Source organism: Peribacillus sp. TH16, from assembly GCF_016651095.1.
Lineage (GTDB): Bacteria > Bacillota > Bacilli > Bacillales > DSM-1321 > Peribacillus > Peribacillus butanolivorans.
Genome location: NZ_JAEKEM010000002.1, coordinates 693892 through 715184 on the forward strand (window position 1 = coordinate 693892; position 21293 = coordinate 715184).

Here is a 21293-nt window from a genome sequence, read left to right on the forward strand (position 1 = left end):
AACGCGAGGTGTAATGTAATATGATTAAAATGTATTTATACGATCATGAGAACCAAGAGATGACCACTGAGTTTAACCTATCTAACGTGCAAGAGCATTTAAAACATCCTAATAATTTGTTGTGGATCGATATTTACGATGTAAAAACCCCTGAATTATATAAAGTGGCAAAGATTTTTGATTTTCACCCTTTAGCAATTGAGGATTGCCTGCATGACAGTCCTCGGGCTAAGATTGACAACTACGAAGATTACCAGTTCTTCGTTTTACATGCCCTTCGGTATAACGAGGAAGAAGATAAGGAAATTACGACCCTAGAGTTAAACGTATTTGTCGGCCCCAATTACGTAGTGACAATCCATAAAGAAAAATTGAAATGGCTTGGCCAGATGGATGTGATTTGTTCTAAGAACACAAAATACATGGATAAGAGTGCAGATTTTCTTTTGTATGCTCTTGTAGACGGCATAACGGATGAATACTTTCCGATTCTTGACCGCATTAACATCCGTATTGATGAACTAGAAGATGAGATTTACGATGAAGAAATAAGGGGAGTGACAGAAGAATTCCTTGCACTAAAAAGAACAATCATTTTAATTCGACGCGTCATCCTTCCTCAGCGTAGGATCTTCATGACTGTGGACGGAAAGTGGAAGTTTGAAATACGGGAAGAAAATGCGCCGTTTTATGTGGATTTAATTGACCATCTCGAGAGGATAGTGGACTCTACTGAAACGTACAGAGATCTTGTAAACAGTGCTTTGGAGACGTATTATTCCATTATTAACGCAAAATCCTCTGAAAAGTTAAACGTTTTGACCATCATTTCAACCGTAATGTTACCATTAACTTTCGTAACCGGTTTTTTTGGAATGAATGTTCCTTTACCCTATCAAGATTCTCCATTCTCAACGATTATCATTTTAGGGATCTTAGTCATTTTAACCTGGGGCATGTGGAAATACTTTAAAAAAAATCGCCTGTTATAATTATAAAATATTCAAATTAAAGAGGTCTCCAAAAGGTGTAATCTTTTGAGTACCTTCGGATAAAATGGGTACCCATTTCAAAAGAGGTTGGGTACCTTTTATTTAGATGAAAATGTTCCTGCAAACTCATGGAAATCAACACCTAATTTTATTTATTCATAGTTCGTAAAAGTTAATGTTAATTTGCGAACGTTCGCAAACTGTTTTATTACTAAAACGAACACTAAATCTGGCTGTAACGAACACTAAATCTGGCTGTTTTGTAAAGAAATAGCACCGTTCAGAATTGTCTACTTTTACGAACCTACAGCTTTCATAATTAGATAAATAAAGATGAAATAGAAAAAGCTCTAGTGGTAAATCTAGGGCTTTTTATTGATCATCTAGCAAACCCTTGCTACATCAAGGTTGTATAAAATCCTGAATAAAGGATAAAAAACACACAAACGCCAAACTCTTGAACCATATGGGTTTGGCGTTTTTGCTATCTTCTTATAGTTGACTTTATGTTAACTAGTATAGAGCATTCATGTGTTCCTTAGAAACCTTATTCAGCAAAAGGGCCAAATTGCAGAAGATCATTTTCCAATCAGTCTCGTTAAAGCTATCCCAAGAAATCCAACACCCATTCCTATCAGCCATCCGTTGTGGGAACTTCCTAACAAATCTCCCACTCCTCCACCAAGAAACATGCAGCCAACGAATACTAATCCTCCAACGCCCCATTTCTTCCGATCCATAATTCGATCACATCCTTTCAATAAAACATATGCTTTTAGCTAACTAACCTTTCTTGAATACGATATGTTAATTATTTTGCTAGAGGTGGTATAGTTGTTTGGCTTAGGATCAGCAATGGTCAGGGAATTCAAAAGATGGAAATTGACGACTTTGAAGGCATTGTAGGAGGTGAATTTAAATATTGAATTTAAGGGGGATAAGAAATGAAGAATATAACAAAATTTTTCTTCTTTTCGCTATTGATATTACTTTTCTTAAACGGATGTAATTCAAATAATGTAAATGAGGATATATTTCAATTTAAAGATTCTTATGTAGGTGATAACGGTGCAGTAGGAAATATTGTAATGCAATTACCATATAGGGGTACAGTCACATGCCCATCAAGCTAATGAAACGAATTTCCCCCAAAATGAAAAAAGCGTTATTCTTTCAGTAAACTACTCGAAAAGGATGACGTTTTTTCATGGACCTCTCGCTTTCTGAAGAATTACAACGCTTTCTATCTCCAATAGTCCTACAAGATCTCGCCAAACAAGTTGGTTTTGTGCAGCGATCCAGTAAATATCAAGCAGATGAACTCATCGCCATTTGCGTTTGGCTCAGCCAAGAAGTCGCTAGTACTTCGCTTACGGCAACTATGTAGTCGATTACAGGCTTCGACGGGCGTACTCATGAGCCCAGAAGGACTGAATCAACGCTTAATCCAACAGCTGTCGCATTTATTCGAGAAGTCTTTACTTTACTCCTTACACAGAAACTCTGTGCTACAAAATCGCTAACTTCACGTATCATTTCTGTTTTCAAACGTATTCGGATTCTAGATGCGACGGTGTTTCAGCTACCTAATTCCTTCGCCACTGATTATCAAGGCTCTGGAGGGAGTAGTAACACGGCTGGTGTGAAAATCCAACTTGAATACGATCTGCTTAGTGGCCAATTCTTAAATGTGCAGCTAGGGCCAGGAAAAAATAACGACAAAACATATGATGCGGATTGCCTTGAAAGTGTCGAGGCAGGTGATTTATGCCTGCGTGACTTAGGTTATTTTGATTTGCGAGATTTACAAGCGATTCATGAGTTGAGAGCCTATTATATATCTCGTTTGAAATTAAATACATGTATTTATGTGAAAAATCTGGAACCAGAGTATTTCAAAAATGGCACGTTGAAAAAGCAAACAGAATATACTCAGCTCGATATGGTACAGATCATGGAGGAACTGGAACCAGGTGAGACCATTGAAATCCCGGAAGCTTACATTGGCCAGATTCAGAAATTACCGACACGTGTAATCATCCACCGATTAACGAATGATCAAACCGAAACACGACTAAAAAACCAAGCCGTACGTGAGAAAAAGAACAGTATTGTCATGAAGGACAAAAGTAAGCGGCTAATGGGAATCAACGTATACATCACGAACACATCACCGGAAGAAGTGCCAACAGAATATGTACATCCGTTATATTAGTTACGTTGGCAGATTGAAATGTTATTTAAAACATGGAAGTCGTTCTTTGAAATCGACGAGTGTAAAAATATCAAAAAAGAACGCCTAGAATGCCATTTATATGGGCAACTCATCGGTATTCTCCTTTGTTCTTCTACGATGTTTCAAATGCGACAGCTTCTACTTGAAAAGAAAAAGCAAGAGCTGAGTGAATACAAAGCGATTTACATGATTAAAGATTACTTTCCGTTACTGTTTCGAGCAATGAAAGATGACCCAAATGAACTTGTAACGATTCTGCATCGCCTTTATCAGCTACTCAAAAAGAACGGTCGTAAATGTCATCGATATAAGAAGCAGACCGTTTTTGATAATCTAGGGGTTGTGTATGAAAAGACGGTGAAGCCTAGACAAGCTGCCTAGCAAAAAAATCATATTTTAGTAGGCTTCTTTGGCGTGCCTACTTCTCCATCACTCGCTCGTTTTGCGACAATGGGCATTTTATATCTAGTCATTTCCGTTGTTAGCTTGATGGGTATGTGACTGGACCCCTAATAAATCAAAATGGGTTTAACTGTGTAGAAAGTAATTTACTTTTTAAAAAAGGCATCGTTCGCTCAAAAAAATGAGTAAACAACGCCTTTTGATTCACATGGACTTTTCCAATGGCCTCTTACATTTAAGCTGGTAATATGCTTTTTAAACTAGCGATAAGTTGTGGTAAAAGCAGCCAACCAAGGATTCAGTCTCTTGGAAGATTGTCTCATGAAAAATAAGGAATTAGAATGTTGCCGATTTCACGCTTACTTTTTCGGTGTATAGATAGTATTACTATTTCCATCAATAATTAACAATGATTTTCCTGGTATTGTCTCACCCTGAAAATTAAACTCATCTTCCGAAAAATTGGCTACTACACTTAATGCTTCACCAAATTCAGTCATTTGAACTAGCCTATCATCTGATATAATTTTAAAACCCGTCATTTCTTCAGTTATTGCTTTTTTGCTAAAATTTGACCATACCTTAGAATGTCTTACTATTGTTTCTTTATGTTTTTCCCACTCATGTTTATCTATATGATATAAAGGAGGTACATTATAAAGTACTTCATACAACATCCTATTTGATATTTCATCTTCTATTTTTAAGGTTCCCCATCCCCACCAATAAGTCGTGATCACTGAATCGTTGTAAACCAACTTATACAATGGGATTGTGTAGTTTGAATCCAAAAATAACTTCTTGTACTTATTCTTTAAAGGTATTTGTTTTGAAAACAATTCTGGAACTCCACCAGTACTCGAATAGTATCTCCCTACATAGTAGTCACTTTCTTTGTTTTTGCTCATATCCTTATCCATCCAAGAAAATGATGGCGTTTCTATTCCATGTGCAAAAGCAACATTTTTGTTAGCAAAATCATTGCCGCCCTCAGTTCCAACTACCATATTCCATTCTTTTTGCAGATACTCCATTCTCTTAATTCTTGCATGAATATCTTCCTCTTCAGTAGTCACATGTTCTGGCGTATAGTCATCATAGATCTCCCCAGTGCCGTCCGTGTCTAAAAACCATGAATTAAATGCTAAACCAGTATTTAAAATTGAAGTTACTCTTTCTTTTACACTAGGCATTGCAAGCGTCGGATTCAACTTTCTACCTTCACCTTGGAATCCTTCAATCTTATTCCCATCTTTTTTGGTTACAGTTGCATTCTCATAAAGTGAAGTATCTTTAAACTTAGCAGTTTCCCACTTCTCTTTACCTGGTTCATGGATTGAATGATACGAATCATAGGTACCAATTAAATAGCCCATATCTTCGGCTTCTGTTACTAGCTCCGGTTTAATAAATCCTTCCTGCCAGTCATCCAAACCAATCCACATTTTTTCTAGCCCTGAATCCTTCATATCCTTTATCACTTCTACAGTATTTGCATCTGCCCACTGCTCTATTGGGTCAACTGCATTTCCAAGTACGCTTTTTAATAATCTCTTATTTAGGTCAATTAATTCAACAGCATTTATATTGTCTATTCCTTTGTTCAATAATTCCTGTGTTTCTTTATCTGCTTCAGTAAAAATTTCTGGATTATAGAATTCTTTTAGCTGAATTAAAGCACTTAAGCCTTTGACAATTCTATTTTTAGTATATTTGTCTACATAGTCTAAGTTATTTAAATCATTAAAGGCCGATGAAAGTTCTGAACCATCCTCAACTTTAGTATTTAGTAACCTCTGAATCCATAATTTCAGTTTTTCAGGGATAGCGTCTCTCAGTATAGCCCATTCTATATTTTCCTCTGAAATCACAGTTCTATTCCAAAAATAAGCATGTGGGGCACCATAAAGCTTTTCAATATTACTATTTTCTCCCGTCTTTTCGCCCAAGGTTTTGAAGTCCCCTTGTTCAACCAAATAATTTTTATAAGTCTTTGCAACATCTACTGGATCTTTTTTCGTTACATATATTCTAAAACCATATTCCTTCTGTTCGTTAATAGCTGGAAATTCATGATTAAAAGTAAACTCAATATCATTTTTGGTCTTAAAATTAATTTCACTATTATAAGGATTTTTAATTATATAGACTAGTGAATACTCACTTTTTTCAACTGCAAAAAACTGCATAGAGAAAGCCTCAATCACCTTCATTTTTTCTTCACTTAAATATTCTTTCCAAATAGAATCATTGCTTGGAATATACTTCCCTTGATTTAACGGGAGCATATATCCATCACCTTTCACTTTCGGCCACGCGAACATGTTATCTCCATCTTTGTTAGATATTATGGATACATCTACATACTCATCTTTTTTTTCAATTTCAACATCAATTTCCTTTTCTAAATAGCTCCAGGTAATAGTATCTCCACTGTCTTCTAAATTTGAAACCTCCATTTTCTCCAGTGGTTCCGATGCTCTTTCAATAGTTCCATTGGACTCTACCTCAAACGCTAAAGTTTCTGGATCCACACTAAAGTTAAAGTCTAAATTATCTATTTGTGAATGGACCTCTTTGCTAGGTATATTTTTGTCCTTCACACAACCGGTAAGGACACTCGTTGCAATTGTAGCGATTAACATGATTGATAGTATTTTTTTCATGTATTGCACCTCCATAACTAGTGTAATCCCGGTGTGTTACACGAATGTTACAAAAAACACTAATCTATTATTTTTTAATTCAAATCCAAAATCGAAATTATGATGATCCAAGATGGTCTTGATAATCGGTAATCCCAAACCTGTGCCAGAAAGCTCCTTACTTCTTGATTTTTCTAATACATAAAAAGGTCTCCATATACTGTCCAAATCACTTTCTTCCATGTCGCCAACCCCGTTAGCAATTGTCAACTTCACGCCATTAGCCTCTCTAGTTAACGTAATGTCGATTCGCTTATCATTGGAATATTTAATTGCATTCGTAACTAAATTATCGAGAACAACATCTATTCCTTCTTTGTCTGCACTAACAAAATATTCTTCACTCGCATCAAAATGCAAGGAACAATCAATATCATTTTCCTTTAGAATCAACATGTATTTCTCCATAATATCTACCATTCTTTTACCCAAATCAAAATTAGATTTGGTATATGCGCTACTTTCTAATTCTGTCCAAAACAACATCTTTTCAATTAAGACATCCATTTTCTCAATCTGTTCTTCAATTATATCTCTAAATGTTCCGTCATCTAAACCGTCCACTATACCTTGTTCATACACTTTCACTATGGATAGTGGCGTTTTTAACTCATGGGACACATCTGACATTAATTCTTTCAATCGCTTATTTTGACCATTGATTTCATCATGGGCTTTCTCTAATTTTTCACTCATACTATTTATACTTTTTGCAAGATCGCCTACCTCATCATTGGTGTTAATCTCTTCTTTCCTGAATTTCAAATCAGCTATATCCTGAGACAAAACTTTCAAGGATTCTAAAGGTCTTGTAATTTTTTTAGATAGAATGACTACTAAAGAAACAATCAATAGTACTGAAATAGTCATTAGAAATATATTCAATCGATTGATGATTAAAATTGTTTCTTCCATATGTGGTAATGGCAATGCTATGGCAATAATAAAATGATCTATCTTGATAAATTTAGTTAGAACTTTATATTTGCTTACGCCTTGGTCATAGATTTTATTCACACTGTTGTTCTGCAAAGTATGTAACGTACTTTCCGTAATCCAAAATTTGTTTAGCTTTAATTTCTTCCTTTCAAATTCTGATTTTATGTTGTCATTCAGTCGATCCAAATTGCCACCGATTTCTGAATACACTATGGTTACGGCGTGTTCCTCTTCTATGCGTTCCAAGTCGTTCACAAAATTATTTTCAGATACACTACGTATATCGCTCGCTATCTTGTCTAAAATCTTCCTTTGCTCATAGATGTAATATCTGTCTACCAGGAAAATATTTGCTACCATCGAAAATATAAAAGTGCAAATAACAATGGATGACACACCAACTGAAAACTTGCTCCCGATTTTAATCTTCCTTCACCTCCAGACAATAGCCCACACCTCGGTAAGTTTTGATAATATCAGTACCGATTTTAGTTCTTAGTCTCCGGATATGCGTATCGACTGTTCGAAGATCACCATCATAATCCATGCCCCAAACGCTATCAACCAGCCTGTCCCTCGATAAAATAACACCTTTATTTCTACTGAAAAACAGCAACAAATCATATTCAATCTTGGTAAGCTGTAATAATTCTTCGTGCTTGTATGCTTTTTTTTCATGCTCCATTATCCTAATATCTCTTACTTTAATTTCTTCGCTATTATTCATAAGTTTTTTAGCTCTTAATAGTAGTATTTGTGGATCAAATGGCTTCTTAATATATTCATCAGCCCCATTATGTAAGGCCTTTATTTCATCTTCCGTTTGACCTTTCGCTGTTAATATCAGAACTTTAGTCTGGCTATTATCCTTGATATATTTACATACCTCTATACCATCAATTTTCGGCATCATCCAATCCAAAATAGCTAACTCGATCTTGGTCGATTCAAATATATCCAATGCTTCCTGCCCATCATTAGCCGTCAGGACATTGAAGCCTTCCTTTTTGAAATAGGTTGAAAGTATCTTAACCATTTGCGGCTCATCATCTGCGATTAAAACAGCCATTTCTTATTCCTCCTTCGGCATTAAGTTTTACATAGCTAAGTCAAACACTGATAGCTCCGGAGGGTTCCAAAATCTCACAGCTATCTTCGTCGTGCCGATTCCTCTATTTACATACAGATATGTGTCCGTCGCTAACTGATACATCCCTTTTGTGTATATCTTCGCAAAAGGGGGTGTCACCAGAGGACCAAATAACGGGACAACCACTTGCCCGCCATGACTGTGTCCCGCCAAGGCTAAATCGAAACGATCTGCCTCTATTTCGTCTACAAGATCCGGCTCATGCAGCAGTAACAATTTGGCTTCCTGGCTGTTAACACCCGCAAATGATTTTTCAATATCTGGGTGTCCAAGCATCGCATCATCCAACCCTATAATCGTTACTAACTGTCCACCGTCAAGTTCAATGACACTATTCTGATTTTTAAGTAGCTTAAATCCTGATTTTATCATAATGTCTTCATAAAACCTGACCCCGCCACCTCCGTAATCATGGTTTCCCCAAATAGCATATTTGCCATATCTACTATTTAGTTTACCCAATATGCCACTTATTTCTGACCTTCCCTCGAACTCAGATACTACATCTATGAGATCGCCCGTAAAAGCGATGATGTCAGGTTCAAGCTCGTTTATTCTATCGACCAGTTTCTCTAGCTGGTGTAATGAATAATTAGGACCCAAATGCACATCTGAAAACTGAACAACTCTGATAGATTCCCGACTTTCCGATGACAGCTCTACTTCAAATTCCCTTGTCACCAAACGTTTTGGCTCTATTTTACATGCAGAAACAATGATTCCTATTACGACTATGCTTAGGATGAACAAGCATTTGATAACTCTCCAAATTACTCTTTTCAAAGTTACACTACCTCTCTTATGTATGAAGACTAACTACTACCATACATTCTCAGTGTGACAACAATGTTACAAGCAAAAACTGCCACAACCTTAAAGGCTGTGGCAGTTCGATCTTTTAAGTGTTTGTAATCTACGCATCCGCAATCAAAGACGTACATGGTTTCCTCACTTGGAATAGGCTTCTGCTTTTTCACTGTAATCCTTCAAGTGTTTTCACAATTTTCTCCGTATTAGCAGCAAATATATTATTGATGAATAATACTTCTTTTACCTCTTCTTCATTTACTAATTTCGTTAAACTACTATTGTAATATCTAGAATCCACTACATATATTTCGTCATAATGAGGTATTAAAAATGGCACAAATGCATTTCCATAAGACTCTTTTACAACGACTAGTTTTCTCCCTTTATTACTATCATTATTTTGAATTTTAATCATTGGAAAATCTCCATGTAAAAATATAGAGTAAGCATTTACACCATTTGCATAATCGGCATATAACGTTGAAGGTACTGCTGTATCTTCTTTCCCTTTTTCATAACGAAATACCTTGTAATCAACGGGAATCTTGTAATAATCAATAACATCTTTATTCTCTTTTAGTTTAGTATCTTGAGTTTGTGTAAATAATGTACCTAAAAAATCTTTCTTAGAATATTTTTCGTATTCATCTAATGACTTCGCTTTAAATCCTGCTTCTTTCGCGAATTGTTCGTAAGCGTAATATGCACCTAGTGATGTCCAATGATGATCCGTATTAAAATATAAATACTCATTTTTATGTTTTTCTAATGCTTTATACGCATCGACTGTCTTAATTTCACTATTAAGATTGTCATAAATTTTATCAATAACAGGTTTTTGCGGTTTGGACATATGTTGATACTTTTTCGGTAGCGCAAATTCTACACTTGTTGGAACTACCATATTATATACTTCTACTTGCTCTCCTAGAGCTTGTTTCATACTTGAAATAGTATTGGAATATCGCTTTGCAGTTTCTTCATTTCCGTAAAAAATTTCGACTGCTCGATCGCCGAGTGTAATAATGGTGCCGGATTTTTCAGCAGTGGTATTCTCTGAAACTTCTTGTTTATTATCTTCAACAATGCTCCCCTTACTTTCATTTTCTATGTCTTTACAAGCACATCCTGCAACTAGTAGGTTCGCAATTGCTGAAACTATCATATATTTTTTCATTGTTTTTAAATGTCCTTTTGTTTATTTCTCTATATTGTATATTTGTATCTCATCTGTTCCTAATCGTATTCCTTTTGCATTACTATAAAGGGAATTCAACTCAATCAGCTGCTCACGAAATGGAAATACATCATTCACATATACATCTATTTGTTTGGAATAACTTTTATTTAGAAAGTTTTCCGCTGAATAAGTAGGGAAGGGTGTTAATTGACGTCTTTCATTTTCAGAAATGTTATCTGTTGGCAATATAATGAATAATGTAAAGCCCACTATTACAATTCCAACCATAATACCGATATGGATTATCTCGAATTTATTACCGGTTTTCATTCATTACTCTCCTTAAAATCTGAAATAAAGAAATGGATTATAGCTTTCACTAATCAGAACAGCTGTACACAGGATTAGAATCATAATATTCCCAGTAATCAAGCAACCTTTATACATAGCACCTTTGAAAACCTTTTTCCCAATGACTTTGATTAGTGGTGTACATAATAAAATAGCAATCACTATCCAGAAAATATTATTAGTGACAATAATATTTAACTCAGTACTAGCGAAGCTTTGATTAGCAAAACCAAAGAGAACTTTTAAATAAGAGAAAGCATCATTCATGTTAGTAAAGTAGAAGAAGGTCCATCCAATAATTACAACCACTAGTAAATAGCAGTGTGAAACAATTCTCGGCAGTTTTTCTAAAACTCTTCCTATCATTTTTTTCTCTAAGTAAATTAAAACCCCAAAATATAGTCCCCAAACAACAAAGTTCCAGCTAGCGCCATGCCAAATTCCAGTTAGAAACCATACAATCATCAAATTAAAAAATTCATTCTTTCGGTTTCCACCAAGTGGGATATACACATAGTCTCGAAAGAAACTACCTAAAGATATATGCCAACGTCTCCAAAATTCTGTAGCAGATCGTGAAATATATGGATAGTTAAAATTCTCTTTATATTCGAAGCCAAATATTTTTCCTAACCCTATAGCCATATCTGAGTATCCGGAAAAATCAAAGTAGATTTGCAGCGTAAACATCGCAATACCAAACCATGCTTCTGTTACGGTTAAACTTTCCGAAGAACGATCCATAAACATCATGGCATAACTACCGGCTGTATTAGCTAGCAATACTTTTTTTCCTAATCCAATTATAAATCGATTCACACCATCACTAATTTGGCTAATATTTGTAGTTCGATGCTCTATTTGTTTAGCAATATCCGCATATCTAACAATCGGTCCCGCCACTAGCTGTGGAAATAATGACACATACAAAAGGAAAGTCGAAAATTTTCTTTGTGCCTGTACTTTTCCTCGATACACATCCACTGTGTAAGAGATTGTTTGGAAGGTATAAAAAGATATACCAATTGGTAATGCAACATCGGGTATTTGGAACGACGTATTAAAAATAAGATTAATATTTCCATAGATGAAAGCACTATATTTAAATGCTATTAGCAAAGAAAGATTTAATATAATGGAAGAAACAACACCGTATTTAGCCCATTTCGTTCCATGAAATCTTTCAATATACAATCCATGACAATAATCAACACAACTACTAATAAGTAATAGGACAATCCATACTGGCTCACCCCAAGCATAAAAACATAATGATGTTATTAACAAAATGATGTTTCTAAAGCTTCTATTTTTCACTGAGTAATACAGTATTATATTGATTGGTAGAAATAAATAAATGAACAAAAGACTTGAAAAAACCATCGTATCCTCCTTTCATTTACATAGTAACAATCCTCTGTGACAGCAATGTTACAAACAAAAAACTGCCACAACCTAAAAGGCTGTGGCAGTTCGATCTTCTAATGTCCAAATATCAATATCCACTTTTTTTGTCTTCTTCTATGCTTTTTCAAATGCATCGAGATAAATAAATGAAAAAACGCTATGCTTATCATAAGAAGTTTACGAGAAAGGATGGTGTTTTTTATGAATCCTATCAACTCCAGTGAACTGACACTTTTCGCACAAGAATAACAACGCTTTCTATCTCCAATAGTCCTACAAGAAACTGCCAAACAAGTTGATTTTGTGCAACGATCTAGTAAGTATCAAGCAAATGAACTCATCGCCCTTTGCGTTTGGCTCAGCCAAGAAGTCGCTAGTACATCGCTTACGCAACTATGTAGTCGGTTAGAGGCTTCGACGGGTGTACTAATGAGCCAAGTGGGACTCAATCAACGCTTTAATCCAGCAGCTGTCGCATTCCTTCGAGAAGTCTTTACTTCACTCCTAACACAAAAACTTTGTGAGACACAATCGCTATCTTCACACATGATTTCATCTTTCGAACGTATTCGGATTTTAGATGCGACTGTGTTTCAGCTACCTGATTCTTTCCCACTGACTATCAAGGTTCAGGTGGGAGTAGTAATACGGCAGGCGTGAAAATTCAATTGGAATATGATTTACTAAGTGGTCAATTTCTTAATGTGCAACTTGGACCAGGAAAGAATTGATAAAACATACGGTACCATCTGTCTTGAAACCGTAGGGGCTGGCGATTTATGTTTGCGTGATCTTGGTTACTTCGATTTGGGAGACTTACAAGCCATTCATGATAATGAGGCTTACTATATCTCGCGGTTGAAGCTGAATACCCGCATTTATATTAAAAACCCTGAGCCAGAATACTTCAAAAATAGCACGTTAAAAAAGCAAACAGAATACATCCAGCTTGATATGACACAAATGATGTCTGGTCTAACCCCTGGTGACACGATGGAAATACCCGAGGCATACATTGGACAAAATCAGAAGCTTCCAGCACGTGTCATTATCCATCGTTTAACCGACGATCAAACGCAAACACGCCTGAAAAATCAAGCGATACGTGAAAAGAAGAAAGGCATTGTCATGAAAGATAAAAGTAAACGTTTAATGGGCATGAATGTATATATCACGAACACGTCGCTAGAAGAAATACCGACGGACTACGTGCATTCATTGTATTCACTTCGTTGGCAGATTGAAAAACTAGATCAAGAGGTTGCCCCAAGAGTTAGTGTGTATCAAGAAAACATAGAACGACTGGATTCAATACCTGGAATTGCCACTCGAATGGCAGAACAAATTCTAGCTGAAATCGGAACGGACGTTGAAAAACAGTTCGAAAGTGCAGCCAGATTATGATCATGGGCCGCCCTCGTACCAGGACACAATGAAAGTGCAGGAAAAAGGAAATCAACCAGAGGCAAAAAGGGAAATAAATATTTAAAATCTGCTTTAACTGAAGCTGCTCATTCAGTTGGAGCCTCCAAAAACTATCTTGGCGCTCTATACAGACGGACAGCTGCGCGAAAAGGAAGAAAACGAGCTGGAATTGTCGTTGCCCACGCCATGTTAAGAATTTCTTATTATCTTTTAACAAGGAAAGAAATGTATGTAGACTTAGGCGAAGATTATTTTGATAAACAATAGCAAGCTTCCATTGTAAGAAATTCGGTCCGAAGGTTAGAAAACTTAGGATATACCGTAAATATATCAGAAGCATCCTAACCACCGATTAATTCTAGGAGATCTTTATATGGCGCTGCTCTTTTTCAAAAAAATTGAAGCTTGCGTTTTATTTAATATGGTCTTTTTCCTGATTATTAGTGTTTAATTTTCATGGTAGTTGAACAAGCACTTTCTCTTCTTTTACACATTATTGTCGAACTGTTCACTTCCCGATTCTACTATTTTCTATTTACAGTACAGGAAATTCCCAATTATACTTAAATTCTTTTAAGGAGATTATTATAAGAACCTCTGTACCTTGCCCAAATTGTCAAAAAGCAATAACACTTGATGACTTTGAGGATTTTTCATCACCTTTTACCATGAAGTGTCCGTACTGCAAAACCAAATTAAAAGAAACAAAAGTAACCCCATTTCTTTTAATTGGTTTGATCGCAATAATTCCTTTATTTATTTACTTAACAGAAACATTAATAACTTTGCTATCTGGCATAATACCTGTCATTGATAAAATACCTTCCATTATCGTGTTTATTGGTCTGCTATATCCTTTGTATGCCATATACGAGAGAATTAATGGGCTTATTATGTTTAATAAAGGCAATTTACAATTAAAAAAACGACAGTCATAAAAGCGTGGTATTTCACGCTTTTTTTATGAGCTTCCTTATCTACTACGTAGTATGGGTCAAATGCGATATTAAAGAGAAATGTATTTTCATTCCTCTTCTAACACTCCCTCAGTTTAAGTAGCAACCTTCACAATCTCAATATCAGGCCCCCCTTTCTCAGCAGCTCAATTCCTTCACGTTGTCGCATAAGTATAAGATCTTGTTCTAATTGATTGACAGCAGCCATGACAGTAATTAAGAACTGACTGTCTGATAAAATTATTGTGGCTCGAAAGTAGCATTTTTTTTATCATCAAATTCATCTGTGTCTACTCCATGAAGATGTAGCTTTCGAAGGAGGCGCAGGTTATGGTGGAGGAGTTTAGCATGTCTCTCTTTAAGTTCTTCATAATCCTGACGATATACGCTGGAACGTGATTTCTCCTTTTCTAGAGAATTTAAGAGGCGTTCTTTTTGATGTTCATTCTTCTGCAGTTGTTGTTCTAAAAGAACAATCTGATCCTCTAACTTCTTTTGTTCCCGAAGTTGACGATTTGTATCGTGTTTACTTTGCCGTTCTTTTTCACTTTTGCTCCACGTTCTATCCCATAAAGGGCGCAAATGGGATTTATATAAAACCGTACGACTTAGACCAGAAATATCCGCGATTTTCTTTGCACTAATTCTAGTATGATCACCCTCTAAGTCTCTCAAGTACTGAACTGACCATTTGACACGCTCAATACTGTCTTCACGCATCTGCTGCTGCTTTTCTAATAATCCTTCATTAGCCATATTTTCACTCCCATTCAGGTGGTCTAAGCAGGTGGCTTGACCTGCTTTTGAAGTTTCTCTTCCTTGGATTTTTCAATACCCTTTTCACATATGTTGATAATTCTCTCTAAATAACTGGCATTGCGTACCGCATTTTCAAAATGAGCTGCTCGATTTGGATCTTTTGATGTTTGATCTATAACATTCTTCCAATGAGTTTGCTCAGCTTTATAGTCGTCATAATACTCAAGTTTTGGCACAAACCAATCACAAGCATAACACTCAATATGTACAGAAGTTCCCTTCGATTGCATCCCGTTATATCACTGCAAATTCCAACCCCTTTCTTTCCATTTGCTTCCCACGTTAAATAGCGCCTTGAATCTTTTGAGAGCTGTTGTGTCGTTCGCTCGTCGAGATTTAAAATTTTCCCACGGAACGCAACTGGGCTTTCATTTGGATACCTCAGCCCTTCAATTTTTTGGTGAATTTCTTTGTGCTTTTCCACAAGTTGACGGGTGTAATACTTTGTCATTCCTTCATATTTGTCTTTTTATAAGGAACAAGCCCTATCTCCTACAAAGGAAAGAGGGCTCAAATATTTTTATTAATTTTATTTGCAATTTCTTCGAATGCGCCACTGTCCAATTGCTCCTAGTCTTAGTGTACTAAATAATTCATTTCATAGATTGTAATTAAATCCTTTCTTTTCGATAACTCATGTTGCCTTCCAAAAACAAATAGATTGTCTTTCTGGATTTGATCCAAGAGTTCTTTTTTAATCAGCAGTTTTAAATGAAAAACCATAAACTTCACTAAGGTAACTATCTAGGTTTACTTTCAACACAACTTCACCTGTGGATGGATCCATTACAATTGAATCACCCAATAAAATTCCATGGCCATAATAATCAATGCCTGCATGTTCTGGTTGCGCTTTAAAGCTAAGAAAACCTATCTTTAGAGTCTGAGAAATTTTTGGATGTTTGATTTCTTTAGGCACTTAACTCGCCTCCTTTATACTCGTATTTCACACCAACAACAGGTAAATTAATTTCTGTGATAAGCTCGTCCTTGCGATTAAACAATTTGAATACTCCATCGTGTAAGATAATGTCCTCAACAACTTCTCCACCAAATTCTCTACCAATCGAAATGGTATTAACAACGGCTCCTGAAACTACCTCAAATGATTTAATTTCTCTTTCCACTTTATCCACCCTCCCAATTGTTTTCTCAAATCATCATAAGTATGGATTTTTGAGAAAACTCTATTTTTTAGTCTGGTTTTCCAGTGGCACGTTCGGATGATTTTCAATATAATAAAGCCGGCTTCTTCAGTCATTAATCAAAAGATAACATCACTCATATGACTTAATTCCTTTAAAACGACCATCAGCCATATTGTTATACAAGTGTTTTATTTTCCGAACTGTTAGATAGTCCATTCACCCAAAGATGTTTGAAGCAATGTTCTTTTGTATCCTAAAATGTTCGCATTTGTTCCATATAATTGAGTAGTTTTATTACCCCATTCAAAAAGGGTTGCTCAATCACTTGTTGTTAAGCCAGATAGTAAACTTGCCCCTTAACTACACTTAAAGTGTATGTTAGGGTCAAAAAAAATGATATCGTCAATCGAAAAACCAACACACTCTGCAAACAAAAAAGCCTTATCAATACGTAAAGGAATTTTATATTGCTCGTAATCGATATAGGTTCTCTTGGCCATTCCTAGCACTTTTGCCATTTCTTCTTGTGTTAAACCTTTATACTTTCTCGCCTGTTTGATTGTAAATTTTACATTTGTCACATCTTGTCACCTCCTGTCTAAAAAAAGAATATCACACTTGAAGTATAGTTAACAACAAATTGTTGTAAAATTCACACACTTTAAGTTTACTCATATTCACTCATAGTGTATATTCAAGGTAGAGGTGAAGAAATATGCACATTGGAGAACGAATTAAAAAGTTAAGAAAAGAACGAAGAATGACCCAAGAAGATTTAGCAAAAATATTAAAAGTTGCTCCTACAGCAGTATCAGCCTGGGAATCGGGGCGTAACAAACCTTTAATGGATAAATTAAGCCTGATGTCTACTTGCTTTAATATACCGCTTTCCCACCTCATTGAAGGATCACCTACAGTTGAAGATAATCCTTCAATGGAATATTTAAACGAGAAGAACGTCAGATTAATTGGTGTTTACGGCAATATCCCTGCTGGTGAACCGAATTTTGCCCGAGAGTATATAGAAGCATATATGCCGACATTAAATTCTATGCTTGAAACAAACAAAGAATATTTTTATCTTAAGGTAAATGGCAACAGCATGAATAAAGAATTCAGCGACGGTTCACTTATCCTAGTTGAAAAAACAACCTATGTTGAAAGCGGTAAAATTGGTGTGGTCTTAGTAAATGGTCATGATGCTACAGTCAAAAAAGTGAACATTTTCGAAGAAAACATCACACTGATTCCATCCAGCACAGATCCATTTTATGAAGAAAAAACTTATAATATCAACAAAGATCGGGTTCGAATATTAGGAAAAGTAGTTCAAGCAATAAAAATATACGATTGATAATTCCAATCGTGAGCATTTAAAGTTGGGCGAAGGTTCACCCTCTTTTAGATGTTTTGTCATTTAATTTATTTCTCTATCAAGGAAGCCCTGGTCATTTTCATCTATCAACCAGGTCGGACCATTATTAATTTTTGCAGCAATCCCACAAAATCTACCGCACAATAAGAAGAACCCTTTTTTATCGTAGGATTCTAATATTTAACAAGTCAGGTTTTTCATTCTTTAATTTCGGTTATACTATCGTTCACAACCACTTATAAGATTCGTAAAATTAGAGTATTATATTTCGCCTCTGTAGCTCTAGAAGGGAAGAGCGCCGGAAAACATTGTAGCCACCGGGTCGCAAGGTAAGGGTTTCAGAAGCACCGAAAAGCAAATAAGCTGAGGCAGGTGCAATTCCTGCCGGTTAAATCCGTAGGGAAGCGTGTTCTCCCCTATCCTATGCTTACGAAAGGAGTGCGGGTTCGAATCCCGTCAGAGGCTTTCACTTCCTATTGCACAAGTTGGGTTGTTTCCATCTGTTGTAAGGTTCTTCAATGAAGTTACTGCCACTGTTACAGGTGCAGGGAATTTAAGAATTGCAGTTGAAGACTTCTGGACTGACACAGGAGCAGATGCTTCTACACTACCAGCTTCAGCAACAGATAATAGTTACTTTAATGGTTATGTTAATTGTGTACTGCAGATGGATGATCTATTAACCTATACTCCTGGAGGTGCAGGTGTAGGGCAATTAGTAATTACAGTTCCTGCTGGTTCAACTATTGAACAAAATTCATACCCACGAGCGATACAACTGTTATCAATTAATCCATTAAAGACCTCTGAAGAATAAGGGGATAAACCTTCTCTCTCCCAAATTGCATGTATAGTTACCTCTTACATTTGAGTTGTAGAATTGTATCAGCAATATTTCTATTTATCGATACTTTTCTTAATTTATCTATTCGTTAGTTATCGAAAAACAAGCGCATGGATGGGATTATTTTGAGGTGTTTTGCTTGTGTTTCCCTTTTACATTGCAATGTTAACGAGTATTAAATTTTTATAAAAGTGAGTGAATTGGGGTGCTGAAAAAAGGGTGCAATTAAAGGTTGATAGAATTTTTTTCAATTCCTCTTTTACTCGATTTCCCTTTTCCTCGTCCTATCAAAAAGTCCTCACTATTGTCATTTTGAGTTGAAAATAAAATCTTTTCACTCCTATTGTTCCACCACATTCAAATATTTTGTTTATGCCGAGTTTGCCAATTTGTCGAAAATTTGTTGTAATGATGGTTTGAATATAATACCCACTCTGATACAATGAGTGCGTTATTACTATTTGGAGGTTAATTATGATAAAAAAGTTATTTTTATTTACGTTTATATTTTTCCTAGCATTTGTAAACAATGCTTTGGCTCACACTGGTTTAGAAAGCTCATCTCCTCAAAATGGAGCTATCGTTAAAGAGGAATTGCAAGAAATCACATTAACTTTTGAATCAAAGATAGAACAGAACAGTACATTTGAGATTCAAAATTTAAATGGAGATTCAATACCTGTTAAAAATATCTCTATAACAGAGAATAAAATGGTAGGTAGTTTTTCAAATCCTTTAGAGAATGGGAAATATCAAGCGAAATGGAAGATTATCGGAGCAGATGGGCATCCTATTGATGGAGATTTTTCCTTCTCGGTAGATATGCCTGTTACTGAAACTCCTGCAGAAGTACAAAAGGAACCAAAAAAAGAAGATGCGAAACAAGTAGAAGAAAATAAACCAAAAACAGCAAATGAACCAAAAGAAGAAATTGAACAAAACAAATTGCCCTCCTATATAATTCCATCTATCATTGGTGTATTAATTGTGATCGTTGTTGGAAGTTTCATATGGGTATTGAGAAGGAAAAAATAAAATGTTTTTAATAGGAATCATTAGTGAGGCATTGTTATATCTTTGCTTTGCTCTTCTCATCGGTAGCTTTCTCTTATATCTTGTGCCAAGCTCTTATCGACCGGATATAAACGTACCAAAGGGTTATTTAATGATGGCTATAGGGGGTATAGCCATCTTTTCGTTTATCCCCGTTTTACAATTGATTTTATACCTATATGAGGATATTGGATTTGCACAAACTTTTCAGTCTGTTCTTTTTACATTTGAAGTAGGAAAAGCGTGGGTTTTTACTTACATTTTCTCAAATTTATTATTTATTTTAGTGGTTTGGTTTGATTATCGAAAAAGGGCTCTCTATTCTTACATTGGGATTATCTTCACGCTCATATTAATTCTTGCACTTGGTTGGTCAAGTCATGCCAGTTCGTATGATCAGGTGAAGGGCTTTTTAAATCAATCAGCCCATTTTACTGCTGTTAGTGTTTGGACAGGGATACTAATCGTTGTTAGTTGGTTTTCAAAAAATCATTCTAATTGGTTGAATTTCTTAAAATGGTTTACACCTGTTGCTATTGTTTGCTTTGCAAGTACTATTGTGACAGGTCTTATACTAATGACCTTTGTTGTTGAGTTTAAGGATTATCCCAATTCTTGGATGATTCCTTATGGACAAGCCCTATTGTTTAAACATATATTGATTATTCCTTTAATGGTTTACGCATTAATCAATAGTATTCTTATGAAAAGGAAATTAGAGAAAGATATAAACTTTAATCCAAAACCTTGGGCAAGAGTAGAAAGTATCGTAATTCTGCTTATATTTTCAGCAACTGCAGCATTAGGACAACAATCACCACCACACGAAACAACTGTAACAAGTGAAGTGGTTTCTAAATTATTTACGATGTTTTATCAAGGGCAGTTTCAGCCAGAAATGACTGTTCAACTTGTTCTAAACTCAACAAGTATGTCTCTTATTTTGTTAGCCCTTTTATTCTTAGTTTTAACCATTTTTTCATTCACCAAGAAAGCCCCTGCTGTCGTTTCTTTTTTTATGTGTATCCTATTAGTGCTATGCGTTTATTTATCTCTCATATTAGGACTCCAATAAAAATTACTAATAAATTACTCCCCTTGTATTTACTAGTTTCTGATATAAATGCAGGAAGATATGGGGCGTATGGTATATTATGACAACTCTTATAGAAAAACTATTTGCTAACAAAACAAGAGAGATAAAAGATGCTGCTTAGTTTTTTAATACGTAGATTCAAAAGATCGCCAGATAGGCGGTCTTTTTTGCAATCTTCATGTTTAATTTCCATCAGTATGATCGTTTCCCTTTGTCTATCTATACTTCATTTTTAACCCTTAATTTTTGAAAGTCTTAAAAAAACAAAAATTGGGTTGGACAGATATTTACGGATTACAGATTATTCATATATTCTATCGAGGTTTTCTTTGAAATAGATATTATAGGAATATATATCATGCCACTTTAGCAAAAGGTCTTAAAATTGGGAAGCTAGCTAAATCC

The 21293-nt window shown here is 35.4% G+C and carries 20 protein-coding genes and 4 pseudogenes; 9 read left to right on the forward strand and 15 right to left on the reverse strand.

Annotated features, from left to right (window positions below; genetic code table 11):
* Positions 1 to 20: 20 nt before the first annotated feature.
* Positions 21 to 992, forward strand: coding sequence for a magnesium/cobalt transporter CorA (gene corA, locus JFV29_RS03260; protein WP_201181223.1), 972 nt, complete (start codon positions 21 to 23; stop codon positions 990 to 992).
* Between the two features lie 578 nt (positions 993 to 1570).
* Here the strand turns inward: corA and JFV29_RS03265 are convergent.
* Positions 1571 to 1732 (reverse strand): hypothetical protein, encoded by a 162-nt coding sequence (locus JFV29_RS03265; protein ID WP_200949483.1) that lies wholly within the window; start codon positions 1730 to 1732, stop codon positions 1571 to 1573.
* Positions 1733 to 1936: 204 nt separating this feature from the next.
* Between JFV29_RS03265 and JFV29_RS03270 the strand changes: the two genes are divergently transcribed.
* Both JFV29_RS03270 and JFV29_RS03275 read left to right on the forward strand, forming a co-directional pair.
* Positions 1937 to 2125: a hypothetical protein gene (locus JFV29_RS03270; protein WP_201181224.1), complete on the forward strand. Its 189-nt coding sequence runs from the start codon at positions 1937 to 1939 to the stop codon at positions 2123 to 2125.
* Between the two features lie 74 nt (positions 2126 to 2199).
* Positions 2200 to 3609 (forward strand): annotated as a pseudogene (locus JFV29_RS03275) (IS4 family transposase).
* Between the two features lie 380 nt (positions 3610 to 3989).
* On the opposite strand, the gene JFV29_RS03280 reads toward JFV29_RS03275, so the two are convergent.
* The 8 genes from JFV29_RS03280 to JFV29_RS03310 all read right to left on the reverse strand — a co-directional run bounded on the left by JFV29_RS03280 (position 3990) and on the right by JFV29_RS03310 (position 12148).
* Positions 3990 to 6296, reverse strand: coding sequence for a glycoside hydrolase (locus JFV29_RS03280; RefSeq protein ID WP_201181225.1), 2307 nt, complete (start codon positions 6294 to 6296; stop codon positions 3990 to 3992).
* Between the two features lie 36 nt (positions 6297 to 6332).
* Positions 6333 to 7634 (reverse strand): sensor histidine kinase, encoded by a 1302-nt coding sequence (locus JFV29_RS03285; protein WP_201181226.1) that lies wholly within the window; start codon positions 7632 to 7634, stop codon positions 6333 to 6335.
* A 61-nt stretch (positions 7635 to 7695) separates the two neighbouring features.
* A complete protein-coding gene (locus JFV29_RS03290) occupies positions 7696 to 8343 on the reverse strand; it encodes a response regulator transcription factor (protein ID WP_201181228.1) in 648 nt (215 codons plus the stop codon).
* A 27-nt stretch (positions 8344 to 8370) separates the two neighbouring features.
* Entirely contained in the window at positions 8371 to 9207 is an 837-nt protein-coding gene (locus JFV29_RS03295; RefSeq protein ID WP_201181230.1) for a metallophosphoesterase, read from the reverse strand.
* Positions 9208 to 9236: 29 nt separating this feature from the next.
* Positions 9237 to 9401, reverse strand: a complete 165-nt coding sequence (locus tag JFV29_RS29995) for a hypothetical protein (protein WP_201224958.1) — start codon at positions 9399 to 9401, stop codon at positions 9237 to 9239.
* Positions 9398 to 10411 carry a DHHW family protein gene (locus tag JFV29_RS03300; protein WP_201181232.1) on the reverse strand — a complete coding sequence of 338 codons (1014 nt, stop codon included), beginning with the start codon at positions 10409 to 10411 and terminating at the stop codon, positions 9398 to 9400. Before JFV29_RS03300 ends, JFV29_RS29995 begins: the two co-directional genes overlap by 4 nt.
* A gap of 21 nt (positions 10412 to 10432) precedes the next feature.
* Positions 10433 to 10744 (reverse strand): DHHW family protein, encoded by a 312-nt coding sequence (locus tag JFV29_RS03305; protein ID WP_201181234.1) that lies wholly within the window; start codon positions 10742 to 10744, stop codon positions 10433 to 10435.
* A 12-nt stretch (positions 10745 to 10756) separates the two neighbouring features.
* The gene (locus tag JFV29_RS03310; protein ID WP_201181236.1) at positions 10757 to 12148 is read right to left on the reverse strand and encodes an MBOAT family O-acyltransferase; all 1392 of its coding nucleotides are present in this window, start codon (positions 12146 to 12148) and stop codon (positions 10757 to 10759) included.
* Between the two features lie 291 nt (positions 12149 to 12439).
* Here JFV29_RS03310 and JFV29_RS03315 point away from each other — a divergent pair.
* Together JFV29_RS03315 and JFV29_RS30180 are read left to right on the forward strand one after the other, a co-directional pair.
* A pseudogene (locus JFV29_RS03315) lies at positions 12440 to 13423 on the forward strand (IS4 family transposase); the annotation flags it as partial.
* A gap of 165 nt (positions 13424 to 13588) precedes the next feature.
* Positions 13589 to 13864, forward strand: a pseudogene (locus tag JFV29_RS30180) (transposase); the annotation flags it as partial.
* A gap of 816 nt (positions 13865 to 14680) precedes the next feature.
* Here the strand turns inward: JFV29_RS30180 and JFV29_RS30185 are convergent.
* The 6 genes and pseudogenes from JFV29_RS30185 to JFV29_RS03345 all read right to left on the reverse strand — a co-directional run.
* Positions 14681 to 14782: pseudogene (locus tag JFV29_RS30185) on the reverse strand (recombinase family protein); the annotation flags it as partial.
* Positions 14783 to 14793: 11 nt separating this feature from the next.
* On the reverse strand, positions 14794 to 15309 hold the full coding sequence (locus tag JFV29_RS03325) for a DUF6262 family protein (protein WP_201181238.1): 516 nt from the start codon (positions 15307 to 15309) through the stop codon (positions 14794 to 14796).
* 23 nt (positions 15310 to 15332) lie between these two features.
* On the reverse strand, positions 15333 to 15602 hold the full coding sequence (locus JFV29_RS03330) for a hypothetical protein (protein WP_201181240.1): 270 nt from the start codon (positions 15600 to 15602) through the stop codon (positions 15333 to 15335).
* A 464-nt stretch (positions 15603 to 16066) separates the two neighbouring features.
* Positions 16067 to 16291 (reverse strand): YqaI family protein, encoded by a 225-nt coding sequence (locus JFV29_RS31325; RefSeq protein ID WP_313889159.1) that lies wholly within the window; start codon positions 16289 to 16291, stop codon positions 16067 to 16069.
* Positions 16284 to 16499: a hypothetical protein gene (locus JFV29_RS03340; RefSeq protein ID WP_056523836.1), complete on the reverse strand. Its 216-nt coding sequence runs from the start codon at positions 16497 to 16499 to the stop codon at positions 16284 to 16286. The genes JFV29_RS31325 and JFV29_RS03340 overlap by 8 nt, the downstream gene beginning before the upstream one ends.
* Positions 16500 to 16876: 377 nt before the next feature.
* On the reverse strand, positions 16877 to 17101 hold the full coding sequence (locus JFV29_RS03345) for a helix-turn-helix transcriptional regulator (protein ID WP_309558928.1): 225 nt from the start codon (positions 17099 to 17101) through the stop codon (positions 16877 to 16879).
* A 134-nt stretch (positions 17102 to 17235) separates the two neighbouring features.
* Here JFV29_RS03345 and JFV29_RS03350 point away from each other — a divergent pair, with 134 nt between their 5' ends.
* From JFV29_RS03350 to JFV29_RS03365, 4 genes are all read left to right on the forward strand, one after another.
* Positions 17236 to 17874, forward strand: coding sequence for a LexA family protein (locus JFV29_RS03350; protein ID WP_201181242.1), 639 nt, complete (start codon positions 17236 to 17238; stop codon positions 17872 to 17874).
* Between the two features lie 511 nt (positions 17875 to 18385).
* Positions 18386 to 18712 carry a DUF4183 domain-containing protein gene (locus JFV29_RS03355; protein WP_207205078.1) on the forward strand — a complete coding sequence of 109 codons (327 nt, stop codon included), beginning with the start codon at positions 18386 to 18388 and terminating at the stop codon, positions 18710 to 18712.
* Positions 18713 to 19213: 501 nt separating this feature from the next.
* Positions 19214 to 19774, forward strand: a complete 561-nt coding sequence (locus JFV29_RS03360; protein WP_201181244.1) for a copper resistance CopC family protein — start codon at positions 19214 to 19216, stop codon at positions 19772 to 19774.
* A gap of 1 nt (position 19775) precedes the next feature.
* Positions 19776 to 20867 carry a CopD family protein gene (locus JFV29_RS03365; protein WP_201181246.1) on the forward strand — a complete coding sequence of 364 codons (1092 nt, stop codon included), beginning with the start codon at positions 19776 to 19778 and terminating at the stop codon, positions 20865 to 20867.
* The last annotated feature ends 426 nt before the right edge of the window (positions 20868 to 21293 follow it).